This window comes from Streptomyces sp. NPDC015345, assembly GCF_043078805.1.
Classification (GTDB): Bacteria; Actinomycetota; Actinomycetes; order Streptomycetales; family Streptomycetaceae; genus Streptomyces.
In genome coordinates, this window is sequence record NZ_JBIBTX010000007.1 from 100,823 (window position 1) to 123,318 (window position 22,496).

Below are 22,496 nucleotides of genomic sequence, written 5' to 3' on the forward strand. Positions count from 1 at the left end.
CGGCCGAAGAGCGATCACCGGGCACGGCACCCCCCTACCGCGCCCCGCGCCGGTACCATCGCGATCTTGAGCCCTCCCCTGGATCGCATTACATGATGGACCGTTGCGGGTGGATGTACGACGGTATTGATGATTGAGACTGTATGGCAAGACCTGGAACGCGGCCTCACGTTTTACATGATTTGGGCAATCTATGCAGTCACATTCGGACTGCTCTATTTCTTGCCCGGCTGCTTGCTTGTCTCCTTGCCCGACTCCTTGCCAAGGGATCGGATTTGGCCGATCCGCTTGAGCGCATTATCGGCAGGTCCGAAGAATTCCGGCCTGGACAGCACGGTGTTCCGCAGTGCCCGGACCGGAGCGCGCCGCGCCCGGTGCCCGAGAGCCACCGGGTGGCGCAGCGCCACCCACCCCTCCGACACGGCCAGTTCGCGCGTCTTCAGGGAGTCCTTGTAGTCCTTCTGGCCGCGGCCGAGATCGAGGTACGCGATCCCGTCGGCGGCGGCCGCCTCGGCCATGCGCAGGTGCAGGACAAGGCCGGGCGAGTACTTGGCGAACGCCGGGTCGTACGCGGGGAACCAGCAGGCGAGGACCCGCTCGCTGCGCAGCCCGAAGTGCGCGGCGACCGGGACGTCGGCCACGTAGAGCACCGAGAGGATCCCGGCGAACGAGCCGGTCCTGGTGTGGAAGAGCCGGCGCACCAGCTCGGTGATCCAGGGGTGCGCGAAGCGGTCGCTGCGTCCCGTCCTGCGGTACTGCGCCGACTTCCAGCCCATCAGGGTGGCCAGGGCCCCGGGGTCGCGCTCGTCGTGGACGTAGCGCACCGCTCCGTGGTCGCGCCCGAGCCTGCGCTCCTTGGCGAGGGTGGTCCGGGTGAACTTCGGTGACTGGGCGCGCAGTTGGCCGAGATAGACCTCGTAGCCCCGGTCGACGTCCATGACGGGGGAGGGGAAGCTGCCGGCGGCGCCCGCCTCGAACGGACCCTGGCCGCCGACCAGGTGATCGAACTCCCACAGCACGAGCCCGCAGGCCCGCAGCAGCTCCTGGGCGTCCCAGCGGAAACCGGGACGGTGCACCAGCCCCTGGCAGTCGGAGACGCCGAGGCCGACGGCGCGGCCCACGCCGGTGACGGACCGCTGGAAGGGGAAGAACGCCGCCGGTTCACCGTCCTCGCGCACGACGGCGATCCGCACCCCGCGCCGGCCGTGCGCCGTGGCGAGGGCGAACTCTGGGGCGAGGAAGGGGTTGGCGAGCTCGGGTGAGCCGTCGAGGTGCGCCTTGGACTGAAGGGCGGTCCACGCCGCCCGGTCGGCGGCGGTGAGTTCGCCGGGGCGGTGCACGGTGATGTTCACGTCAGGTGGTCCACCTTCTCGCCGCACGGCGGCGCAGGCGCCGTGCCACTGTCAGCAGGAGAGCGAGAGCGCTGAGGGCGGTGACGGCGACGACCCCGCCGCGCACCGACCACACACGCAGCGCCAGCATGCCCTGCGCCACGAGGAGGTTGACCGCGACGGCGCCGGCCACGGCGGCCACGGCGCGGCCCAAGGGCGCGAGCGCCCGCAGCGCGGCGGCGATCGCGGCCGAGGGTGCGGCGAGGAGGAAGAAGAGGGTGAAGGGGCCGCGCAGCGGCGAACTCAGGTCGACGAGCGCGAGCGTCGCGCCGACGCCCCCCACGGCGACGGCCGCTCCCGCGAGCAGCGGCAGCAGATCCTGGTCGCGGCCCCGCCCGGTGCGCCGCCCCGTGTCCGATGGCGGCGCCTTGCTCCCGATGGTCTGCATTGGCGACTTTGCCCCCCGACGCGCCGGATGCCGGGCTTCAATGTCGCGCAGTCCCTGGCGACCCGTCAAGACGCGGAGGAAGCGTGCAGATGTTCCCGCCTGACGGCTGTGACAGGGGTGAACTCCCGGCGCGGAAAAGCGAATTGTTCGGGAAATCGTTGACATGGACACTATCGACGAGCCGGAGTGCGTGCTACCACGGTCGAGGCGGAAACCCTGCTAAGGGAGGTTCCATGAGATTGTCCCGCATCACGGCATATACATCCTCGCTCCTGCTCGCCGCCGCCTTCGCCCTCACCGGGGCCACAGCGGCTCAAGCGGACCAGAACGCCGCAGCCACCGGCTATGTGGCGCTCGGCGACTCCTACTCCTCGGGCGTCGGCGCCGGCGACTACGACAGCGCGAGCGGCGACTGCAAGCGCAGCAAGCGCGCCTACCCGGCACTCTGGGCGGCATCGAACTCACCCTCCAGCTTCAACTTCACGGCCTGCTCGGGCGCCCGTACGGGTGATGTTCTGGCGAATCAGCTGGGTCCGCTCGGATCCGGCACGGGCCTCGTCTCGATCACCGTCGGCGGCAACGACGCGGGCTTCGCCGACGTCATGACGACGTGTGTGCTCCAGTCCGAGAGCAGCTGCCTGTCCCGCATCGCCCAGGCGCGCGCGTACGTCGACTCCACACTCCCCGGCAACCTCGACAAGGTCTACTCGGCGATCAGCGCGAAAGCTCCGGCCGCCCGCGTGGTGGTGCTCGGCTACCCCCGCTTCTACAAGCTGAGCGGCTCCTGCACGACCGGCCTCTCCGAGCGCGAGCGGGCCGCCATCAACGACGCCGCCGACTACCTCAACACGGCCACCGCCAAGCGCGCGGCCGACCACGGCTTCACCTTCGGCGACGTCACCCGCACTTTCACCGGCCACGAGATCTGCTCCGGCAGCGCGTGGCTGCACAGCGTGAACTGGCTCAACATCGGCGAGTCCTACCACCCGACGGCCGCCGGACAGTCCGGTGGCTACCTCCCCGTGTTCACCTCGGCGGCCTGACCCCCACCGGCTGAACCGACGCGTACGGCGAGTAGGAGCCCCCGCCCGTCGGGGTCTCCTGCTCGCACGTCACCGAGTACGCCACGGCGTTGGACGCGGTGGTGACGGGAGCGCGTACCTCCACGCCGATCGTGTTCGTATACGTCCCGCCGCCCTGGTCGTACGCCGTCTCGACCTGACTCACCTGCTTCGTCCTGCCGCTCCCGGCGGGGAAGGACAACGTCTTCCACCCCGGCTCGCTCGGCTCCCCGGTCTTCGTGACCCAGCGGTACTCGACCTCGACCGGCACCCGCCCCACCGCGAACACCGCCGTGAAGGACGGCGCCTGACCGGCCGCCGGCGGACATCGCCCCTCGTACTGGGTGTGGGCCCCGGAGACCTGCACCTTGACGGTCTGGGCGGGCGCAGGGGTCGTACCGCCACCGCTTCCGCCGTTGTCGCCGCTCCCGCCGTCGGTCTTGCCCCCGCCGGACCCGCCGGACCCGCCGGACCCGCCGTCCGAGCCTTCCGACGCGCTGCCGTCCCCTCCCTTACCGCCCTCGCCTGCCTTGCCGTCCTCGCCGCCCTTGCCGCCCTTGCCGTCCGACGAGCCGTCACCGGCGCCTTTCGAATTGCTGCCGCCGCCGTCGCCGCCGTCGTCGCGGCCGATCAGCGCGTACGCGAGTCCGCCGAGGGTCAGCACCAGTGCGATGAGCCCGGCGATCAGGACGGCCGTGCGGCGACGCGGCGTCGGCCCGGTCGTCGCGGTGTCGGCAGCCGTGGAGGCGGGTGCGGGCCGGGGCGAGGCGGCGGGGAAGGGCGCGGGGGCAGTGGGGCCCGTCGGCCCGCGTTCGGCCGTGACGGTCGGCGGATGCGGGAGCGGGGTCTCGGTGAGCGGCCTGCCGCCCGAGACGATGAGCCGCAGATCGCGTTCGGCGTCGGCGGCCGGCATCCGCTCCTCCGGGTCCTTGCGCAACAGCCCCTCGATGACCGGGGCGAGCGGCCCCGCGGCGCGGGCGGGCGGCGGCTCCTCGTCCACGACCGCGCGCAGCGTGCTCAGCGGGGTGTCCCGGCGGAACGGCGAACTGCCCTCGACGGCCGCGTAGAGCAGCACCCCGAGGGACCACAGATCGGACGCGGGGCCGGGGCTGCGACCCAACGCCCGCTCCGGCGCCAGGAATTCGGGAGATCCGACGACCTCCCCGGTCATCGTCAGCGCGGAGCTGCCCTCGACCGTCGCGATGCCGAAGTCCGTGAGGACCACGCGGCCGTCATTGGCGATCAGTACGTTCCCGGGCTTCACGTCGCGATGCAGGACCCCGGCGTCATGGGCGGCGCGCAGGGCCGCAAGCACCTCGGCGCCGATCCGGGCGGCGCGCCGCGGCGGCAGCGCGCCCTCCGCGTCGAGCACGTCGGAGAGCGAGAGGCCCCGCACGATCTCCATGACGATCCACGGGCGGCCCTCCTCCGTCGCGACGTCGTAGACGGTGACCACGTTCCGGTGGGGGATGCGGGCGGCGGCCCATGCCTCCCGCTCCAGGCGGGCGTACAGCCGGTCGATCTCGTCCGCGGGGAGCCCGGTGGGCGCGCGCACCTCCTTGACGGCGACCTCACGCCCGAGCACGTCGTCCCTGGCCCGCCACACGGTGCCCATGCCGCCCTCGCCCAGCGGCGCCAGGAGGCGGTACCGCCCGGCGATCACGCGCTCTGGCTGACTCACGGGGCGCCCCCATCCGCAGCGGTGCGATTCTCCACAAAAGTAGCAACTGTCCGCGTGGATGACGACAGGTGAGATAGCCCACGCAAGGACCCCTGGACCGCTGGTCGGCCGAGCTGTATCTCCAAGTCGCCCTGGAATCGGTTGTATTCGGAGAGTAATCGTCAACCTCCTTGTGGGGGTGGTGAATCCTGCGACCGGGATACACGTGTGTCACGACGGGGCGATAGGGTTAACCTGCCCTGGGCCGGGTGCCCTCGTACGGGTGGGGAGTGACATGGAACAGATAACGGTGCGCAGCAGGGCGCGTGTCCCTGCGATCACTTGTGGGAGCAGCGCGAGCAGCTCGCGCCTCGACCGTCACCTCTCGGTGCTGGGCGGCCCTGCCGTCCCGCAGCGCGAGGCGCACGAGGCGACGCTGCTGATGCGTGAGCTCACCTCACGTGACGCCGTGCATGCCCGTGGCAGCAGGGGCTCTCGAGTGAGGCACGTCTCGCTCTTCGCGCCGCTGCGCAGGCTGCGGCGGACGCTTTTCGGCGGACGCTGATCACGGGTGGTCCCCGGGACTGAGCCGCCGCTCCGCGGCGGATCTTTCCCACCCACCCGCTCGCCCCTCCTCCCTCCCTCTGCCACGCGGCTCAGATCAGTGCGAACTGCCCCCCGGGTCCCTCTTCACGGTGATCGAGGACGGACGCGGGGCGCCGCGCCCCGTCGGGCGCGGGCAGTACCCCCGCTCGGCCCAGCTCGTCCACGGTGATCCGGCGACCGTCTTTCCCCGCCAACTCCTCCTGGTCCGGCGCCAGTTCCGCGATCAGTGCGAGAACCGTGATCAGCTCAAGCAGCTCAGAGGTCCAGGCCTGCGGCCATGCGGCGGGGCGGATCGCCTCCAGCGTCCCCGGCTCCGCGTCCCCTCCCGCCGCGCGCGCCGCGAACCACCGTTCGAGCACCCGCACCCCGCTCACCTCGAACTCCCACGCCTCCTTCGGCACCGGCGAGATCACACCCTCATCGCCGACCCGCAGAACCCGCTCCTCGGCTTCGTACGACAGTGAGCCGGGGCGCGCGGGCAGGGGCGCGCGGACATAGGGCCTGCGCCCTCCGGGCAGCTTCGGGCGCTCGCCGTCGCCGCGCAGATGCAGCCGCAGCAGCCGCTCACCGAGCTCCACGCCCCGGGCCCACAGATCCGCGTCGGCCGTGAGCGGTACCCGGCAGCCCGCCGCCGAGCCGGACGCCGTGGCGAGCACCCACGCGAGCAGCGCGCGAGCCGAGACCTCCTGGCCAAGCGCCTGCGACAGATGCCCGAGCAGCCCCGGCGTCACATTGGGCTCAAGGCCCCCGGGGCGGCGGAAGAGCGGCCGGATCCGTCCCGGCCGCCCGGCCGGTGAGTGGCCGTCCGGCAGCACGGCCGAGGCGAGGACCACGGGTCCCGCGGCCCCGGGGACGTACCCCTGTTCCGCCGCGAAGAGCTGGCCCGCGCCCGCGACCCGCCACAGCTCGGGCCGGGCGACGTCGATGAGGCGATGGTCGGGGATCAGCCACTGCTCGTCGAAGGGACCGTGCAGGATCCGGACGGGCTCGGGGCAGGGGCCGTGCTCCCCGGCGAGCCGGCCCGTCCCGCCCCGGTGGCCCGGGAGTTGGGCGACCGCGGTGTGCGGGGTGCGGGAGCGGGTCGGGCGGAACAGCGCCTCGCGCTCGGCGCCCTCGGCGCGGACGAGGGCGGCCCAGCGGGCCTTCAGAGAGGCGGCGTCCGGTCCCATCGGCCACCCGCGGCCCGGCCGGAGCGGTGCGACGGACCACGGCATGAGGTCCGCGAGCAGCGGCGCTTCGTCGTGCGTCACGCCCGGCATCGTACGACGGGGCCGCCCCGGCCCGTCACGTCGCGTCGAGAGTGACCGAGAAGGAGAAACGGTCGCCGCGGTAGTGGATGCGGGCCACGTCCAGGGTCCGGCCGTCCTCGTCGTACGTGATGCCCGTGTAGTGCAGGATCGGGCTGAGCAGCGGCACTTGGAGAAGGCGGGCGGTCTCCGGGTCGGCGAGGGTGGCCTCGACGGTGTCGGTGATGCGGCTGATGCGCACCCCCACCACGTCGCGCAGGACCTTCGTCATCGGCCAGCGCACGAGGTCGTCCGGGTCGATGCGGGCGGCCAGTTCCGGGCGGATGTAGTTGCGGGCGTGGTTGGTCGGCTCGCCCGTCTTCTCGTCGCTGCGCAGCCGGTGGTACGTCGCCACCTCGGCCGAGTCCGGGAAGTGCCCGGCCAGTTCGGCGGGGAGCGGGGCGGTGCGGTGTTCGAGGAGCCGGGTGGTCATGCCCGACTGCTGGGCCACGATCGCGTCGACCGAGCCGAGCAGCCGGACGGGTGAGCCGCGTCGCGCGCTCGGCTCGATGAAGGTGCCGCGCCGCCGGTGGCGGGTGATGAGCCCCTCGTCCTCAAGCTCCTTGAGCGCCTGTCGCATGGTCAGCACGCTCACCCCGTAGTGCCCCGCCAGCTGCTCTTCCGTGGGCAGCCGGAGCGGGGCGTCGGGGGTGCGGCCGAGTATCGAGGCGCGCAGGGACTGCGACACCTGGTACCAGAGCGGCAGTTTCCGATTCAGGACGATCGAGTCCGGGGCGAAGGCGGTCACGGTCTCTCCGAATCAGTCGCGCTGCAATCAGTTGCGGAAGTGGCGCTCCAGACCCTGCCATACGTCGTCGTAGCCGCGCTGAAGGTGGGACGCGGTGGCCGCCTGCTCCGTCGCCGTCACCGGCCACCGGGTCTCGAACATGAAGGCGAGGCCGTCGTCGATCTTCTGCGGCTTCAGCTCGGCGGCCGACGCCCTCTCGAACGTCTCGCGGTCGGGGCCGTGCGCGGACATCATGTTGTGCAGCGAGCCGCCGCCCGGCACGAAACCCCCTTCTCCGGCCGTCTTGGCGTCGTACGCGCCTTCGATCAGCCCCATGTACTCGCTCATCACGTTCCGGTGGAAGTACGGCGGCCGGAAGGTGTCCTCGCCCACCAGCCAGCGCGGCGCGAACACGACGAAGTCGACGCCCGCGAGGCCCGGGGTGTCGGACGGCGAGGTGAGCACCGTGAAGATCGACGGGTCCGGGTGGTCGTAGCTGATCGAGCCGATGACGTTGAAGCGGTGCAGGTCATAGACGTACGGGACGTGATTGCCGTGCCAGGCGACGACGTCGAGCGGGGAGTGGCCGTAGGTCGCGCGCCAGAGGTTGCCGCAGAACTTGTTCACCACCTCCACCGGGCCCTCGACATCCTCGTACGCGGCGACGGGCGCCCTGAAGTCCCGTGCGTTCGCCAGGCCGTTGGCGCCGATCGGGCCGAGGTCGGGGAGCTGGAAGGGGGCGCCGTAGTTCTCGCAGACGTACCCGCGCGCGCTCTCGTCGAGCAGTTCCACGCGGAAGCGGACGCCGCGCGGGATCAGCGCGACCTCACCCGGCTCGGCGCGCAGCAGCCCGAACTCGGTGCGAAGGAGCAGCCCGCCGCGCTCGGGCACGATCAGCAGCTCGCCGTCCGCGTCGCTGAACACCCGGCCCGTCATGGAGGAGTTGGCGTGGTAGAGGTGGATGCCCATGCCGGTGCGCTGCGCCGCGTCGCCGTTGCCGCCGAGGGTCCACAGGCCCGCGAGGAAGTCCGTGCCGGGCGCGGGCGCCGGCAGCGGGTTCCAGCGCAGCCGGTTCGGGTCGGGCACCGTCTCGGTGAAGGGAGCCGTGCGGATCGCGCCGTTGTCCGCGCGGGTGAACTCGGGGTGTGCGGCCGAGGGGCGGATGCGGTACAGCCACGAGCGGCGGTTGTGCGCGCGGGGCTCGGTGAAGGCCGAACCGCTCAGCTGCTCGGCGTAGAGGCCGAGGGGCGCGCGCTGCGGGGAGTTGCGGCCGTGGGGCAGGGCGCCGGGCACCGCCTCCGAGCCGTGTTCGTTGCCGAAGCCGGAGAGATAGGTCAGCTGCTCGGCCGTCTTGCGCGCGTCGCCCTCGCCCGCTCGGCTCGCGTCCCTCACATGGTCCCCGCTCATCATCGCTCCCTCGTGACTGATTCCTATGGGACACCGTAGGATTCGGATTTTGCTTCCGCAAGAGGAAACGCCCTCTTCCTGCCCGGCGGGGGCGCCCGACTCCGGCCCGGCAGCGACCGGAATGTGGTCGCGGGAAGCCGGGAGGCGCAGTGGTGCCCTACTCTCCCGGAATGCCTCACCGGAACCCGTCCAAGGAATCGCGGCCCCCGGCCTCCCTGCGCCACGTGCCCGTGCAGGAGCGCAGCGCGGAGCGCCTGACCCGGATCCTCGACGCCTGCGCCGCCGTCCTGGACGAGGTCGGCTACGAAGACCTGACCACCCGCGCGGTCGCCCGGCGCGCGGGCGTCCCGATCGGCTCGGTCTACCGCTTCTTCGGCAACAAGCGCGCCCTCACGGACGCGCTCGCCCACCGCAACCTCGACGCCTACGCCGAGCGGGTCGCCGCAAGGGTGAGCGGCGTCGGACACGCCGACTGGCGCGGCGCGGTCGACGCCGCCTTCGACGAGTACCTGGCGATGAAGCGCACCGTGCCGGGCTTCGGTCTCGTCGACTTCGGCGTCCCCTCCGCGCCGGACGCGATGCCGGACGCGAACGTCCAGGTGGCGGAGCGGGTGGCGGCCCTGCTCGCGGACCACCTCGGCAGCCCGCTGGACGAGCGGCTGCGCCGGACCGTGCTCGTCGGCGTCGAGGCGGTCGACGCGGTGCTCCAGCTGGCCTTCCGCGGCCGTCCGGCCGGGGACCCGGACCTCGTCGAGGAGGCACGGACCCTGCTGCACGCGTACTTCGCGCGGACGCTGGACTGAGCGCTGCCGTCGGACAGCTCCCGGCAGTACCGCGTTGACCTGGAGTTTTGCGCTTATTGCTCGCGCGTCAACATCTTGTTAACGCGTGATTGCGGGTCCTACCGTCAACCGGACCGCCAGACCTGGTGGGAGTTCGATGGTGAACGTTAGGTAGCCCCATGCTGACAATCCTCGGATTCGTCATGATCGCCACCTTCCTGGTGCTGATCATGATGAAGAAGATGTCGCCGATCGCGGCGCTGGTGCTGATCCCCGCGCTCTTCTGCGTGTTCGTAGGAAAGGGAGCCCATCTCGGGGACTACGTCCTCGACGGCGTCGGCAATCTGGCGCCCACGGCGGCCATGCTCATGTTCGCCATCGTGTACTTCGGCGTCATGATCGACGTCGGGCTCTTCGACCCGATCGTCCGGGGCATCCTGCGCTTCTGCAAGGCGGACCCGATGCGCATCGTGGTGGGCACCGCCGTGCTCGCCGCCATCGTCTCCCTCGACGGCGACGGCTCGACCACCTTCATGATCACGGTCTCGGCGATGTACCCGCTGTACAAGCGCCTCAAGATGAGCCTCGTCGTGATGACGGGCGTCGCGGCCACCGCCAACGGCGTCATGAACACCCTGCCCTGGGGCGGTCCGACGGCCCGCGCCGCGACCGCGCTGAAGGTCGACGCGGCCGACATCTTCGTCCCCATGATCCCGGCGCTCGCCATGGGCCTGGTCGCCGTGTTCCTCCTCTCGTACGCGCTGGGCCTGCGGGAGCGCAAGCGGCTCGGCGTGCTGTCGCTGGACGAGGTGCTGGAGAAGGAGACGGCCGAGGAGACGGTCCTCGTGGGCGCGGGCGGCGGCGACGAGCGGACGTCGCTCACCAAGAGGGCCACCGGCGGCTCGGCTTCCGGCACGGACGCCGTCCGGACGGAGGGCGCCGAGGGTACCGGGGCCGCCTCGGACGCCTCCGACGACGACGGGTTCCAGGGGCTCGACCCCCACCGCGCCACCCTCCGCCCCAAGCTCTACTGGTTCAACGCGGGCCTCACCGTTCTCCTGCTCACCGCCATGATCATGGAGTGGCTGCCGATCCCGGTCCTCTTCCTGCTCGGCGCCGCGCTCGCCCTCACGGTGAACTTCCCGCACATGCCCGACCAGAAGGCACGTATCGCCGCCCATGCGGAGAACGTCCTCAACGTCACCGGCATGGTCTTCGCCGCCGCCGTCTTCACCGGCGTCCTCACCGGCACCGGCATGGTCGAGCACATGGCCGACTGGCTCGTCGGCGCCATCCCCGAGGGCATGGGCCCGCACATGGGCCTGGTGACCGGCCTGCTCTCCATCCCGCTCACGTACTTCATGTCGAACGACGGCTTCTACTTCGGGGTCCTGCCGGTCCTCGCCGAGGCGGGCCAGGCGCACGGCGTCTCCACCCTGGAGATCGCGCGCGCCTCCATCGCCGGCCAGGCGCTGCACATGTCGAGCCCGCTGGTGCCCGCCGTGTACGTGCTCGTCGGCATGGCCAAGGTCGAGTTCGGCGACCACACCAGGTTCACGGTCAAGTGGGCCGTGCTCACCTCGCTGGTGGTGCTCGGCGCCGGAATCCTCTTCGGCATCATCTGATGCCGTACGCCATACCCGGGCCCGGTGGCAGGGGCTGGCTGCTCCGTCTCGTCATCGCCTTCGGCTTCGCGCAAGGGGCGGTTTCGATGGCGCGGCCCGCCGTCTCCTACCGGGCCCTCGCGCTGGGCGCCGACGAACGCGCCATCGGCGTGATCGCGGGCGTGTACGCGCTGCTGCCGCTCTTCGCCGCCGTGCCGCTCGGCCGCAGGACCGACAACGGGCGGTGCGCGCCGCTGCTGCCCCTCGGCGTCGTCCTGATCTCCGGCGGCTGCGCCCTGAGCGGTATGGCGGGTTCCCTCGGCGCGATGGCCGCGTGGAGCGGCGTGATGGGGCTCGGCCACCTCTGCTTCGTGATCGGCGCGCAGTCGATCGTCGCCCGGCAGTCCGCCCCCGCCGAACAGGACCGCAACTTCGGGCACTTCACCATCGGCGCCTCGCTCGGCCAGCTGGTCGGGCCGATCGCCGCGGGCGCCCTGATCGGCGCCGACATGGGCCGCACCAGCGCGCTCGCTCTGCTCGTCTCGGCGGCGGTCGGCGCGGTGTCGCTGACGTCGCTGTGGCGCATCGAGCACATGCGCCACGCGCCGGCCGTGCGGCAGCGGGACGAACAGGTTCCGGTACTCGGCATCCTGCGCGCCCGGGGCGTCCCTGCCGGCATCTTCATCAGCCTCGCCGTGCTCTCCGCGACGGACATCCTCACCGCCTACCTGCCGGTGGTCGGCGAACACCGAGGCATCGCGCCCGCCACCGTCGGGCTGCTCCTGAGCCTGCGGGCCGCGTCGACCATCGCCTGCCGCCTGGTGATGACACCGATGATCCGGCTGCTCGGCAGGACGGCACTCCTGACCGGCTCGTGCCTGCTCGGCGGAGTCCTGTGCGCGGGCATGGCGCTGCCCGTACCGGTGTGGGGCCTCGCCCTGATGCTCGCCGCGCTGGGCTTCTGCCTCGGCGTGGGACAGCCGCTCTCCATGACGACCGTCGTCCAGGCCGCCCCCGCCGGCGCCCACTCGACGGCCCTGGCCCTACGCCTCACCGGCAACCGCCTCGGCCAGGTCGCCGCACCCGCATCGGCGGGCCTGGTGGCGGGAGCGGCAGGGGTGGCGGCACCGTTCGTGATGCTGGGAGCCCTACTACTGGCGGCATCAGCCCTGGGCACACGCACCCCACACCCGTGAGGAAGCCCCCGGCAAGCCCGCGGCACGAAGACGGGCGGCGCCGCGCATGGCCTTGCCCCAGGGGCGCGGGGAACTGCGCGCCCAGCCACCAACATCCCGCACCGGCAGACCCGGGCCAGCCCGCGGCACGAAGACGGGCGGCGCCGCGCATGGCCTTGCCCCGGGGGCGCGGGGAACTGCGCGCCCAGCCCCCACAACCCGCACCGGCAGACAGCCAGAGGCACCCGGCACGGGAAACGCCCCGGAGGCGTCGACAACCTCCGGGGCGCAACTACCCGTACAAACCCACCAGTTACGGGACGATCTTGAGCAACCGGTTGGGCGAACCGGTCCCCGGGTTCGTCACGACACTCGGCGTGGAGCCGTTCACCAGAGCGGAAGCGACCTGCGCCGGCGTGGCCGACGTGTGGCCCGCCAGATAGATCGCCGCGGCGCCCGCGACATGCGGCGTCGCCATCGACGTACCGGAGATGGTGTTGGTCGCCGTGTCGCCGGTGTGCCAGCCCGCCTTGATGGAGACGCCCGGCGCGAAGATGTCCAGGACCGAGCCGTAGTTGGAGAAGCTCGCCCGAGCATCGGTGTTGCTGGTCGCGCCGACCGTGATGGCCGCGGGGACGCGCGCGGGCGAGGAGTTGGCGGCGTTGGTGCTCTCGTTGCCCGCGGCGACCGCGTAGGTCACGCCGTCGGCGATGGAGTTCTTCACCGCGGTGTCCAGCGAGGTGGAGGCGCCGCCACCGAGCGACATGTTGGCCACGGCCGGGGCCCCGGCGGTGTGGTGCCTGGTCACCCAGTCGATGCCCGCGATGACCCCGGCGGTGGTGCCGGAGCCGTTGTTGTCGAGCACGCGCACGGCCACGACCTTGGCCTTCTTGGCGACGCCGTACGTCTTGCCCGCGACGGTCGTGGCGACGTGCGTCCCGTGGCCGTTGCCGTCCTGGGCGGTGGTGTCGCCGTCCACGGCGTCGTAGCCGTTGACCGCGCGGCCGCTGATCTCCGAGTGCGAGATCCGCACCCCGGTGTCGATCACGTACGCGGTGACGCCGGAGCCCGCGGTGTCCGGGTAGGTGTAGCTGCCGTTCAGCGGCAGCCTGGCCTGGTCGATGCGGTCCAGGCCCCAGGGGGCGTTCGTCTGCGTCGCGTCGGCCCGAACCCGCTGGTTCTGCTCGACGGAGGCGACCGCCGGGTCGGCGGCGAGGCGTCTCGCCTCCGCCGCGCTCAGCTTCGCGGTGTAGCCGTTGAGCGCGGACTTGAAGGTCTTCGTGACCGAACCGCCGTACTCGGATATGAGGTTCTTGCCCTGGCCCGTGGCGGCCTTGAGGCCCGAGCTCTTCTTCAGCGTGACGATGTAGCTGCCCTTGACGGCGTCGGCGGAGCCGGCCGCGATCACGGTGCCCTCGGCGGGGGCGGCCTGGGCGGGCAGAGCGGTGACCGTGCCGAGAACGGCGGCGGCGGCGGTCGAGATCGCGGCGGCGATCACAGTCTTCTTGCTACGCGGCATTGCCATTACGAGGGAGTCCTCCTCATAGGCGGCGCGCCCGGGGTGGGGCGACGCGACTGTGGGGGGTGTGCGCGTGATCGCACACACAGAAGGGAGCGGTGCGGTCCCGCTCCCGTCGCGAGCAGTAGCGTGGCCCCTCCACGGGGGTAGATCAAGAGAGTCGACGCGTTGTCATGCGTATGTCACGTAACGGAAATCAAATTCCGGACGAATGCGCGGCGAATGTGGGGTTTTCGGCCGGGTGAGGCCCCACCCGGCCGTGACGGTCCTCGGCCGGGTCAGCTCCGCCCGCGCTCCTCGAAGTCCCATACCGCGCGCGGGCCGGGGCCGACTGTCAGGGTCGAGTGGCCCAGCCGCTCCACGTGACGCTTGTGCACGGCCTTGTTCAGTACGAACGTGAACTGCCGCAGGCCCACCCGGTCGCGCGGCACCGCGTCGAGGCGGATCGTGGTCCCGCCGCGGTCCGCGACGACGCCGCCGCCCGCCGTGGGGCGTACGACGAACCCGCCGGCCCGCAGCAGCGGCACCGTGTTGTCCAGGTCGCGCGGGGTCACCGCGAGACGTACGGAGGCCACGTCGCGCATGAGGCGGTCGCGGTAGACGTCGGGGAGGTAGCGCTCCCGGCCGACGTCACCGGGGTAGGAGGCCGGTTCCGTCTTGCCGCGCGGGTCGGCGAAGTACTCGGGCCGGTACTCCATCGCCCAGGTGCCGAAGGCGTCGTACTGATCGGTGGTGAAGACCGCGTCGAACCACGGCACCGGCACCCCGTCGCCGAAGTCGCGGGTCTGCTGGAACTGGACCGGGTCGGTGATCCCCTGGTCCCGCAGCCGTTCGAGGACGGTCGCCAGGTCTCCGTCGCGTTCGGTGGAGATGGCCAGGCCCGCCCCGCCGAGAGGCGTGTCGGGCACATCGCCCACCCCGAAGATCTCCAGGTAGGTCTCGCGGCCCTTCAGATAGCGGCCGGTCCAGGTGAAACCGTCGGACCCGGTCGTGGTGCGGACCTCGAAGTCGGCGAATTTCCGTAGATACCCGGAGTGTTCGACGGCGTCGGCGGTCTCCCGGTCGACGACTCCGTAGGCGTGGTTGTAGAACAGCAGCTGCCGCTCGCGCGGCGGCTTCTCCTCGGCGTGAGCCGTGCTCACGCTTCCTCCGGTCGCCCCGAGGAGGGCGGCGGCGAGGGTCACGGTCAGGGCCAGGGACATACGCAACTTCCGGCGCAGCAGCATACGGGCGACAGTAGGGCCGGGGAGGCGGCGGACGCGGCTGTTCCGACGAGCCTGCCGGATAAAGCCCCCGATCGGCTACGCACGGGGCTCCTGGGGATCCTGGGCCTCCTGGGCTCCTGGGGCGCCCGGCCGCCCTGGTGCCGGAAAACTATCAGCGCTAGTTTGTACTGTGGACGACTACCTGGAGGAATGCGATGAAGGCCCACGACGGCATGTACAAGGCCCACGACGGCATGTACATCGACGGCACCTGGCGCCCGGCCGCGGGCACCGACATGATCACGGTCGTCGACCCGGCCGACGAACAGCCCCTCGGCCAGGTCCCGGCCGGCACCGCCGAGGACGTGGACGCCGCGGTGCGCGCGGCCCGCGCCGCCCTGCCCGACTGGGCCGCCACGCCGCCCGCCGAGCGCGCGGCCCTGATCGGCGCGCTCCGCGACCGGCTGGTCGCCCGCAAGGACGAGATCGCCGCGACCGTCACCGCCGAACTGGGCGCCCCGCTGCCGTTCTCGCAGGCCGTGCACGCCGGGGTGCCGATCGCCGTCTGCGGTTCGTACGCCGAACTGGCCGCGACGCACCCCTTCGAGGAGAAGGTGGGCAACTCCACCGTCCATCTGGAGCCGGTCGGCGTGGTCGGTGCGATCACGCCGTGGAACTACCCCCTCCACCAGATCGTCAACAAGGTGGCCCCCGCGCTCGCGGCGGGCTGCACGGTGGTGCTCAAGCCCGCCGAGGACACCCCGCTCACCGCCCAGCTCTTCGCCGAGGCGGTGCACGAGGCGGGCGTCCCCGCAGGCGTCTTCAACCTCGTCACCGGCCTCGGCCCGGTCGCGGGGCAGGCCCTCGCCGAGCACGAGGGCGTCGACCTCGTCTCGTTCACCGGATCGACGGCGGTAGGCAAGCGGATCGGCGCCACGGCGGGCGCGGCGGTCAAGCGCGTCGCCCTGGAGCTCGGTGGCAAGTCCGCCAACGTCATCCTGCCGGGCGCCGACCTCGCCAAGGCCGTGGCCGTCGGTGTCGCGAACGTCATGTCCAACTCCGGGCAGACGTGCAGCGCGTGGACCCGCATGCTGGTGCACGACGACCGGTACGACGAGGCGGTGGAGCTGGCGGCCGCCGCCGCGGCCAAGTACGGCCCCCGCATCGGCCCCGTCGTCAACGCCAAGCAGCAGGCGCGCGTGCGCGGCTACATCGAGAAGGGCGTCGAGGAGGGCGCCCGGCTCGTGGCGGGCGGCCCTGAAGCGCCGAAGGAGCGGGGCTACTTCGTGCAGCCGACCGTCTTCGCCGACGTCACCCCGGAGATGACCATCGCCCAGGAGGAGATCTTCGGCCCCGTGCTCTCCCTCATCCGCTACGAGGACGAGGACGACGCCCTGCGCATCGCCAACGGCACGGTGTACGGTCTCGCGGGCGCCGTCTGGGCCGCCGACGACGCGGCGGCGGTGGCCTTCGCCCGCCGCATGGACACCGGCCAGGTCGACATCAACGGCGGCAGCTTCAACCCCCTTGCCCCCTTCGGTGGTTACAAGCAGTCGGGCGTCGGCCGCGAGCTGGGCGCGCACGGCCTGATGGAGTACCTCCAGACGAAGTCGCTCCAGTTCTGATTCCCAGCCGTTCGAGCCCGCCCGCTTCCCCAAGGAGTACGTGAACGTGGTCCGCGCCGCCATCCTCCCCGCCGTCGGCTCCCCGCTGGAGATCGCCGACATCGACCTTCCTGAGCCAGGTCCCGGCCAGGTGCGGGTGCGCCTCGCCGCCGCCGGGGTCTGCCACTCCGACCTGTCCCTGTCCAACGGCACGATGCGGGTCCCGGTGCCCGCCGTCCTCGGCCATGAGGGCGCGGGCACCGTGGTCTCCGTCGGCGAGGGCGTCACCGGGGTCGTCCCCGGCGACGGCGTCGTCCTCAACTGGGCGCCGTCCTGCGGCACCTGTCACGCCTGTTCGATCGGCGAGGTGTGGCTCTGCGCGAACGCCCTCGCGGGCGCGGCCGACGTCTACGCGAAGCGGCCGGACGGCACGGACCTGCACCCCGGCCTGAACGTCGCCGCGTTCGCCGAGGAGACCGTGGTCTCGCAGCGCTGCGTCCTGCCGGTGCCGGACGGGGTCCCGCTCACCGACGCGGCCCTGCTCGGCTGCGCCGTCCTGACCGGGTACGGTGCCGTGCACCACTCGGCGAAGGTCCGCGCGGGGGAGAGCGTCGCGGTGTACGGCGTGGGCGGCGTCGGCCTCGCCACGCTCCAGGCCGCCCGGATCGCCGGTGCCTCGCGGATCGTCGCGGTCGACGTCTCCCCGGAGAAGGAGGAGCTGGCGCGCTCGGCGGGCGCCACCGACTACGTGGTCGCCTCGGAGAAGACGGCCCGAGACATCCGCGGGCTCACCGGCGGCCAGGGCGTGGACGTAGCCGTGGAGTGCGTGGGCCGCGCGGTGACGATCCGCACCGCCTGGGAGTCCACGCGACGCGGCGGCCGCACCACGGTCGTGGGCATCGGCGGCAAGGACCAGCAGGTCACGTTCAACGCCCTGGAACTCTTCCACTGGGGCAGGACCCTCTCCGGCTGCGTCTACGGCAACTCCGACCCGGCGGCGGACCTGCCGGTCCTGGCCGAGCACATCCGGGCGGGACGCCTGGACCTGAGCGCCCTGGTGACCGACCGCATCACCCTCGACGGCATCCCGACGGCCTTCGAGCACATGCTCGCGGGCAAGGGCGGCCGAGCGCTGGTCGTCTTCTGACCGGGCAGCCGCCGGGCGGGTGGTGAGGCTCGGGCATGCCGTGCGGGGCGCACCGCCGCGGCGTGGAGCGGGCTTCACCCCTGCCGGGAAGGGCGCGGCGCCCGGTCACACCGCTGTGGGTGAACCGCTCACGCGTGGGAAGGACTTGGCCCCCGCCAGGAACACCAGCGTCGTCACCACGAACGGCCACGTGAAGGCGTGGCCGCCGGACGGGGCGAAGAGGGCCGCCATGGCCGGGGCGACCGCCGTCGCGGCGCCGGCGCCCACGAGTGCGTACGCGAGTGTCGCGGGCCGCGCCGGCAGGAAGACGCCGCACAGGGCGAGGGCGACGAGGACGGAGTTGTATCCCGTCGTGCCGTCGGCGATCCGCGCGGCGGGCGCGCCCAGTGCCCACGCCGTGGCGATCCCGACGGCGCTGCCGAGACACGCCACGCCCGCCGCCCGCCGGTCGGCGAGGAGGAGGCCGAGGAGCAGGAGTGCGCCCACGTACCACTGCGGCATGAAGAAGATCTGCGCGAAGTCGGCGAAGAAGCCGCGGGCCAGTTCGGCCGGCCCGAGCGCGGTGGTGCCGGTCGCGGGCCGGGGGAGGGCGGCGAGGTCCTCGCCGTGGTGCCAGACCCGCCGGAAGCCGGGCGCGCCGATGGTCATGACGCTCGCGACCAGGCAGTACGGCAGGGTGAGCGACGGCAGCCCCCAGACGCCAAGCAGGTGGACCACGGCCGCCGTCACGACCGTGACGACCACGCAGGCCGCGAGCGCGAGCAGCGCCGTCGAGAGGTGGCGCGCGCCCAGGAAGACCGCGCAGCAGAGCGCGGTCAAGCAGGCGTTGAACCCTTCGAGGCCGGTTTTGACCCGGTCGCGGTCCGCGCCGAGGAGCCGCGCGGTGGCCGTACCCACGGCGGTGCCCGCCAGGCCGTAGAGGCCGTACTCCCAGCCGGCCGCGGACAGCGCGAGGCAGAAGACCGCGCCCGCGACGGCGCTGGGCAGGAAGGTGACCTGGGCCTGCCCGCGCAGCACCTGGGTGGCGAGACCGCGGAGGCGGGGCGGGCCAAGTACCCGCGCCCCGGCCCGGGTCGAGCCCCCCGCGGCCTTCGCCGAGCCCTCGGCGCCCGGCGCATCCGTCGCGTGTCCCACGGTCCACCCCCGCGTTACGTCCGTGTTTCGTCCGGCAGGACGGGTGCAGAGTACATCTACGGTCGGCCCTCGCTTGTAGTACTGTTTCCGTAGTGGTAGGGATGTAGTACTACGGATGGAGTGGCGTCAATGGTGCGCAGGAACGACGAACGGCGTGCGGCTCTGGTCGACGCCGCCATCGAGGTGCTGGCCAGGGAGGGCGCCCGCGGGCTGACCTTCCGCGCGGTCGACGCCGAGGCCGGGGTGCCGACCGGCACCGCATCCAACTACTTCGGCAACCGCGACGACCTGCTGACCCAGGCGGGCGCCCGGGTCTACGAGCGGCTCCAGCCCGGCGAGGAGGAGGTCGAGCGCCAGCGCACCGCCGAGCCGGACAAGGAGACGTACAAGACGCTGATGCGCGAGGTCGTCGGGCGCGTCAGCGGCTTTCGCACCGGCTATCTCGCCCTGCTCGAACTGCGCCTGGAGGCGACCAGGCGCCCGGACCTGCGCGCCGTCCTCACCGAACGCGTCCGGGCGGACCTCGACGCCAACGTCGCCTACCACGAGAGCTCCGGCCTGCCCGGCGACGCGACCGCCGTGCGGCTGCTCTACCTGGCCTTCAACTGGCTCATCGTGGAGCAGCTCACGCTGCCGGGCGTGCTCTCGGAGGCCGAGCGGGACGCACTCGTGGACGCGGCGGTGGAGCGCATCGTCACCGAGTGACAGGCCCTAGAGGTCTTCGATGCCGAGGTGGGCGCCGAACGCCCGCGCCCCGGCAGGGGTTACCCGCACGGCGCGCTGCGAGCCGATCCGTACGCACCACCCCGAGTCCAGCGCGTGCCCGCACAGCGCCGCGCCCGCGACCCCGGCCAGGTGGGGCCTGCGCTCGGTCCAGTCCAGGCAGGCGCGGGCCAGCGGCCGGCGCCCACCGCGCGCGAGCTCGATGCCCAACTCCCCGAACCACGCCACGCCTTGGTCGGTCAGGGCGAAGCCGGTGTCCTGCCGCAGCAGGCCGCGTGCCGTCATCGCCCCGGTGATCGTGATCCCGAGCCGCCCCGCCAAGTGGTCGTAGCAGGTGCGGCCCCGCGCCATCGCGCTGCCCGCGCCGGACTCGCGCAGCGTGCCGGGCTTCGCGGTGGCCCCGGGCACCGCGTGGGCGGCGAGGTCCTCCACGAGCTGCGCGACCCCGGCGTCGGCGAGCCGGACGTAGCGGTGCCTGCCCTGCCGCTCCTCGGCGAGCAGCCCGCCCGTGACCAGCTTCCCCAGATGTTCGCTGGCCGTCGACGCGGCGACCCCCGCGTGCCGCGCCAGCTCACCGGCGGTCCAGGCCCGCCCGTCGAGCAGCGCGAGCAGGCACGCGGCGCGTGTCTCGTCCGCGAGGAGCCCGGCCAGGGAGGCGAGGGCGGAGGCGTTGTCGTTCTTGCCGGATCGGGGCGTCATACGGCCACGATGCCGCACCCACGCTTCGGCCGGCGCCGAAGCGTGGGGGTGCCCTGAGGGCACCACTGCCGTCAGCGCCCCCGCATCGCGCCGCCCACCTGCTCGTACTGCAACGCCAATCCGTCGAGCAGCGCCCTGAGGCCCGCCTCGAAGGCGCGTTCGTCGATGATCTGCTGGCGGTCCGCCAGGAGGTGCGCCTGGCCGAGGTGGGGGTAGTCCGCCGGGTCGTACGCCGTCTCGTCGTCCACGAAGCCGCCCGCGAAGGAGCCGAGCGCGGAGCCCATGATGAAGTACCGCATCAGCGCGCCGATCGACGTGGCCTGCGCGGGCGGCCAGCCCGCGTCGACCATCGCCCCGAACACGGCGTCCGCGAGCCGCAGTCCGGCCGGGCGGCGGCCGGGGCCGCGGGCGAGCACCGGAACGATGTTCGGGTGCCGGGTGAGCGCGGCCCGGTAGGAGACCGCCCAGTCGTGCAGCGCCGTACGCCAGTCGCGCCCGTCGTCCGCGTCGAACATCGACAGGTCGACCTGCGCGCTCACCGAGTCGGCGACCGCCTCCAGGATCTGGTCCTTGGTGCGGAAGTGGTTGTAGAGGGACGGCCCGCTGACGCCCAGCTCGGCGGCGAGGCGGCGCGTGGAGACGGCCGCGAGGCCCTCCGCGTCCACGAGGGCGCGCGCCGTCTCGACGATGCGTTCTCGGCTGAGGAGGGGCTTGCGCGGTCGGGCCATGCGGCACATAGTAGGGCTGCCAACAGAAACTAGCAGTGCTAATTTAAATGTCGACGTAAAGAGGGTGCCCGCGATGAACCTGGAGCTCAGCGAGGAGCAGACCGCCGTCCGGCAGCTGGCCGAGGAGTTCGTCGCGCGCGAGATCACCCCGCACGTCGTCGAGTGGGACCGCGCCGAGAGCGTCGACCGGGCCCTCGTGAAGAAGCTCGGCGACGTCGGCTTCCTGGGACTCACCATCGACGAGGAGTACGGCGGTTCGGGCGGCGACCACCTCGCGTACTGCCTGGTCACCGAGGAGCTGGGCCGCGGCGACTCCTCCGTGCGCGGCATCGTCTCCGTCTCGCTCGGCCTCGTCGCCAAGACCATCGCGTCCTTCGGCAGTGAGGAGCAGAAGCGGCGGTGGCTGCCGGGCCTCACCTCCGGCGAGTACGTCGGCTGCTTCGGGCTCACCGAGCCGGGCACCGGCTCCGACGCGGGCAACCTCACCACCAGGGCCGTGCGCGACGGCGACGACTACGTGGTCAACGGCGCCAAGATGTTCATCACCAACGGCACGTGGGCCGATGTGGTGCTCCTCTTCGCGCGCACGAACGACACCCCCGGGCACAGGGGCGTCTCCGCCTTCCTGGTGCCCACCGACACGCCCGGCCTGAGCCGCCGCACCGTCCACGGCAAGCTCGGCCTGCGCGGCCAGGCCACCGCGGAGCTCGTACTGGAGGACGTCCGCGTCCCGGCGTCGGCCATGCTGGCGCCCGAGGGCAAGGGTTTCTCCGTCGCCATGTCGGCGCTGGCCAAGGGCCGCATGTCGGTGGCGGCCGGCTGTGTGGGCATCGGGCAGGCCGCCCTGGACGCCGCGGTGAAGTACGCCGGTGAGCGCGAGCAGTTCGGCAAGACCATCGCCCACCACCAGCTGGTCCAGGAGCTGATCAGCGACATCGCGGTGGACGTGGACGCCGCGCGCCTGCTCACCTGGCGGGTCGCCGACCTCATCGACCGCGGGCAGCCCTTCGCCACCGAGTCCTCCACGGCCAAGCTCTTCGCCTCGGAGGCCGCCGTGCGCGCCGCGAACAACGCGCTCCAGGTCTTCGGCGGCTACGGCTACATCGACGAGTACCCGGCGGGCAAGCTGCTCAGGGACGCCCGCGTGATGACGCTCTACGAAGGCACCAGCCAGATCCAGAAGCTGGTCATCGGCCGCGCGCTGACGGGCGTCTCCGCCTTCTGAGCGCGGGCCCGCCCGCGCGGGGGCCGTGCAGGGGCTGAGTACGTGAGTTGAGTACGGGAGCGGATGTGGCGGGGCCGCCTCTGGATCAGGCTGAGGCCATGAGTGAGACTCCGGTCAAGCAGCAGAGCACCACCGCCTACTACGGTCAGGCGGTCGCGTCGTTCGCCGTGGCGCTCGGCGCGACGGCGGTCGGCATCTACAGCCTCGATGTCAGCGGCTGGATCCGCGCCTTCCTCGCCGTCTCCGTCCTGTACCTGACGACATCCGCGTTCACCCTGGCCAAGGTGGTCAGGGACCGGCAGGAAGCCGACCGGATCGTCAGCCGCGTCGATCAGGCGCGCCTGGAGAAGATCCTCGCCGAGCACGACCCGTTCAAGCCCGTCTCCTGACCGCTCGCTAAGCGCTTGCTCACCATCAGGGGTATG

Annotated in this window: 21 protein-coding genes; 10 read left to right on the forward strand and 11 right to left on the reverse strand. The window is 72.1% G+C overall.

Annotation, left to right across the window (positions count from 1 at the left end; all coding sequences use genetic code 11):
• Positions 1-215: 215 nt before the first annotated feature.
• Entirely contained in the window at positions 216-1,352 is a 1,137-nt protein-coding gene (locus ACF062_RS27445) for a GNAT family N-acetyltransferase (RefSeq protein ID WP_392142185.1), read from the reverse strand.
• A 1-nt stretch (position 1,353) separates the two neighbouring features.
• Positions 1,354-1,779, reverse strand: coding sequence for a hypothetical protein (locus tag ACF062_RS27450; RefSeq protein ID WP_392142187.1), 426 nt, complete (start codon positions 1,777-1,779; stop codon positions 1,354-1,356).
• A 233-nt stretch (positions 1,780-2,012) separates the two neighbouring features.
• On the opposite strand from ACF062_RS27450, the gene ACF062_RS27455 reads away from it, so the two are divergent.
• Positions 2,013-2,822, forward strand: coding sequence for an SGNH/GDSL hydrolase family protein (locus tag ACF062_RS27455; RefSeq protein WP_392142189.1), 810 nt, complete (start codon positions 2,013-2,015; stop codon positions 2,820-2,822).
• Here the strand turns inward: ACF062_RS27455 and ACF062_RS27460 are convergent.
• Positions 2,806-4,521 carry a serine/threonine-protein kinase gene (locus ACF062_RS27460; RefSeq protein WP_392142191.1) on the reverse strand — a complete coding sequence of 572 codons (1,716 nt, stop codon included), beginning with the start codon at positions 4,519-4,521 and terminating at the stop codon, positions 2,806-2,808. The genes ACF062_RS27455 and ACF062_RS27460 overlap by 17 nt on opposite strands.
• Before the next feature lie 274 nt (positions 4,522-4,795).
• On the opposite strand from ACF062_RS27460, the gene ACF062_RS27465 reads away from it, so the two are divergent.
• Positions 4,796-5,065 (forward strand): hypothetical protein, encoded by a 270-nt coding sequence (locus ACF062_RS27465; protein WP_223773771.1) that lies wholly within the window; start codon positions 4,796-4,798, stop codon positions 5,063-5,065.
• Between the two features lie 91 nt (positions 5,066-5,156).
• On the opposite strand, the gene ACF062_RS27470 is transcribed toward ACF062_RS27465, so the two are convergent.
• From ACF062_RS27470 to hmgA, 3 genes are read right to left on the reverse strand one after another with little or no spacing between them, the layout of a single operon-like run.
• Positions 5,157-6,365: a type ISP restriction/modification enzyme gene (locus tag ACF062_RS27470; protein WP_392142193.1), complete on the reverse strand. Its 1,209-nt coding sequence runs from the start codon at positions 6,363-6,365 to the stop codon at positions 5,157-5,159.
• Between the two features lie 25 nt (positions 6,366-6,390).
• Positions 6,391-7,140 (reverse strand): GntR family transcriptional regulator, encoded by a 750-nt coding sequence (locus ACF062_RS27475; RefSeq protein WP_392142195.1) that lies wholly within the window; start codon positions 7,138-7,140, stop codon positions 6,391-6,393.
• A 27-nt stretch (positions 7,141-7,167) separates the two neighbouring features.
• On the reverse strand, positions 7,168-8,526 hold the full coding sequence (gene hmgA / locus ACF062_RS27480) for a homogentisate 1,2-dioxygenase (RefSeq protein WP_392142196.1): 1,359 nt from the start codon (positions 8,524-8,526) through the stop codon (positions 7,168-7,170).
• Positions 8,527-8,696: 170 nt separating this feature from the next.
• On the opposite strand from hmgA, the gene ACF062_RS27485 reads away from it, so the two are divergent.
• The 3 genes from ACF062_RS27485 to ACF062_RS27495 all read left to right on the forward strand — a co-directional run bounded on the left by ACF062_RS27485 (position 8,697) and on the right by ACF062_RS27495 (position 12,108).
• Positions 8,697-9,329, forward strand: a complete 633-nt coding sequence (locus ACF062_RS27485) for a TetR/AcrR family transcriptional regulator (protein WP_392142198.1) — start codon at positions 8,697-8,699, stop codon at positions 9,327-9,329.
• A 158-nt stretch (positions 9,330-9,487) separates the two neighbouring features.
• Positions 9,488-10,933, forward strand: coding sequence for a CitMHS family transporter (locus ACF062_RS27490; protein ID WP_392142199.1), 1,446 nt, complete (start codon positions 9,488-9,490; stop codon positions 10,931-10,933).
• Positions 10,933-12,108, forward strand: coding sequence for an MFS transporter (locus ACF062_RS27495; protein ID WP_392142201.1), 1,176 nt, complete (start codon positions 10,933-10,935; stop codon positions 12,106-12,108). The genes ACF062_RS27490 and ACF062_RS27495 overlap by 1 nt, the downstream gene beginning before the upstream one ends.
• A gap of 292 nt (positions 12,109-12,400) precedes the next feature.
• Here ACF062_RS27495 and ACF062_RS27500 read toward each other — a convergent pair whose 3' ends face one another.
• Together ACF062_RS27500 and ACF062_RS27505 are read right to left on the reverse strand one after the other, a co-directional pair.
• Entirely contained in the window at positions 12,401-13,612 is a 1,212-nt protein-coding gene (locus ACF062_RS27500) for a S8 family peptidase (protein WP_392142203.1), read from the reverse strand.
• Positions 13,613-13,884: 272 nt separating this feature from the next.
• On the reverse strand, positions 13,885-14,832 hold the full coding sequence (locus tag ACF062_RS27505) for a DUF5829 family protein (RefSeq protein WP_392142205.1): 948 nt from the start codon (positions 14,830-14,832) through the stop codon (positions 13,885-13,887).
• A gap of 212 nt (positions 14,833-15,044) precedes the next feature.
• Between ACF062_RS27505 and ACF062_RS27510 the strand changes: the two genes are divergently transcribed.
• Complete coding sequence (locus ACF062_RS27510; protein ID WP_392142682.1) at positions 15,045-16,436, forward strand: aldehyde dehydrogenase family protein; 1,392 nt, start codon at positions 15,045-15,047, stop codon at positions 16,434-16,436.
• Positions 16,437-16,482: 46 nt separating this feature from the next.
• Positions 16,483-17,562 carry a Zn-dependent alcohol dehydrogenase gene (locus tag ACF062_RS27515; protein WP_392142683.1) on the forward strand — a complete coding sequence of 360 codons (1,080 nt, stop codon included), beginning with the start codon at positions 16,483-16,485 and terminating at the stop codon, positions 17,560-17,562.
• A 105-nt stretch (positions 17,563-17,667) separates the two neighbouring features.
• Here ACF062_RS27515 and ACF062_RS27520 read toward each other — a convergent pair whose 3' ends face one another.
• On the reverse strand, positions 17,668-18,696 hold the full coding sequence (locus ACF062_RS27520) for an urea transporter (protein ID WP_392142206.1): 1,029 nt from the start codon (positions 18,694-18,696) through the stop codon (positions 17,668-17,670).
• Between the two features lie 129 nt (positions 18,697-18,825).
• On the opposite strand from ACF062_RS27520, the gene ACF062_RS27525 reads away from it, so the two are divergent.
• Positions 18,826-19,401: a TetR/AcrR family transcriptional regulator gene (locus ACF062_RS27525; protein WP_392142207.1), complete on the forward strand. Its 576-nt coding sequence runs from the start codon at positions 18,826-18,828 to the stop codon at positions 19,399-19,401.
• 6 nt (positions 19,402-19,407) lie between these two features.
• Here ACF062_RS27525 and ACF062_RS27530 read toward each other — a convergent pair whose 3' ends face one another.
• Positions 19,408-20,118, reverse strand: a complete 711-nt coding sequence (locus ACF062_RS27530) for an ArsR/SmtB family transcription factor (protein ID WP_392142209.1) — start codon at positions 20,116-20,118, stop codon at positions 19,408-19,410.
• A gap of 71 nt (positions 20,119-20,189) precedes the next feature.
• Positions 20,190-20,846, reverse strand: a complete 657-nt coding sequence (locus ACF062_RS27535; protein WP_392142211.1) for a TetR/AcrR family transcriptional regulator — start codon at positions 20,844-20,846, stop codon at positions 20,190-20,192.
• A gap of 73 nt (positions 20,847-20,919) precedes the next feature.
• Between ACF062_RS27535 and ACF062_RS27540 the strand changes: the two genes are divergently transcribed.
• Entirely contained in the window at positions 20,920-22,071 is a 1,152-nt protein-coding gene (locus ACF062_RS27540; RefSeq protein WP_392142213.1) for an acyl-CoA dehydrogenase family protein, read from the forward strand.
• A gap of 98 nt (positions 22,072-22,169) precedes the next feature.
• On the forward strand, positions 22,170-22,460 hold the full coding sequence (locus tag ACF062_RS27545) for a YiaA/YiaB family inner membrane protein (protein WP_392142215.1): 291 nt from the start codon (positions 22,170-22,172) through the stop codon (positions 22,458-22,460).
• Positions 22,461-22,496 lie beyond the last annotated feature (36 nt).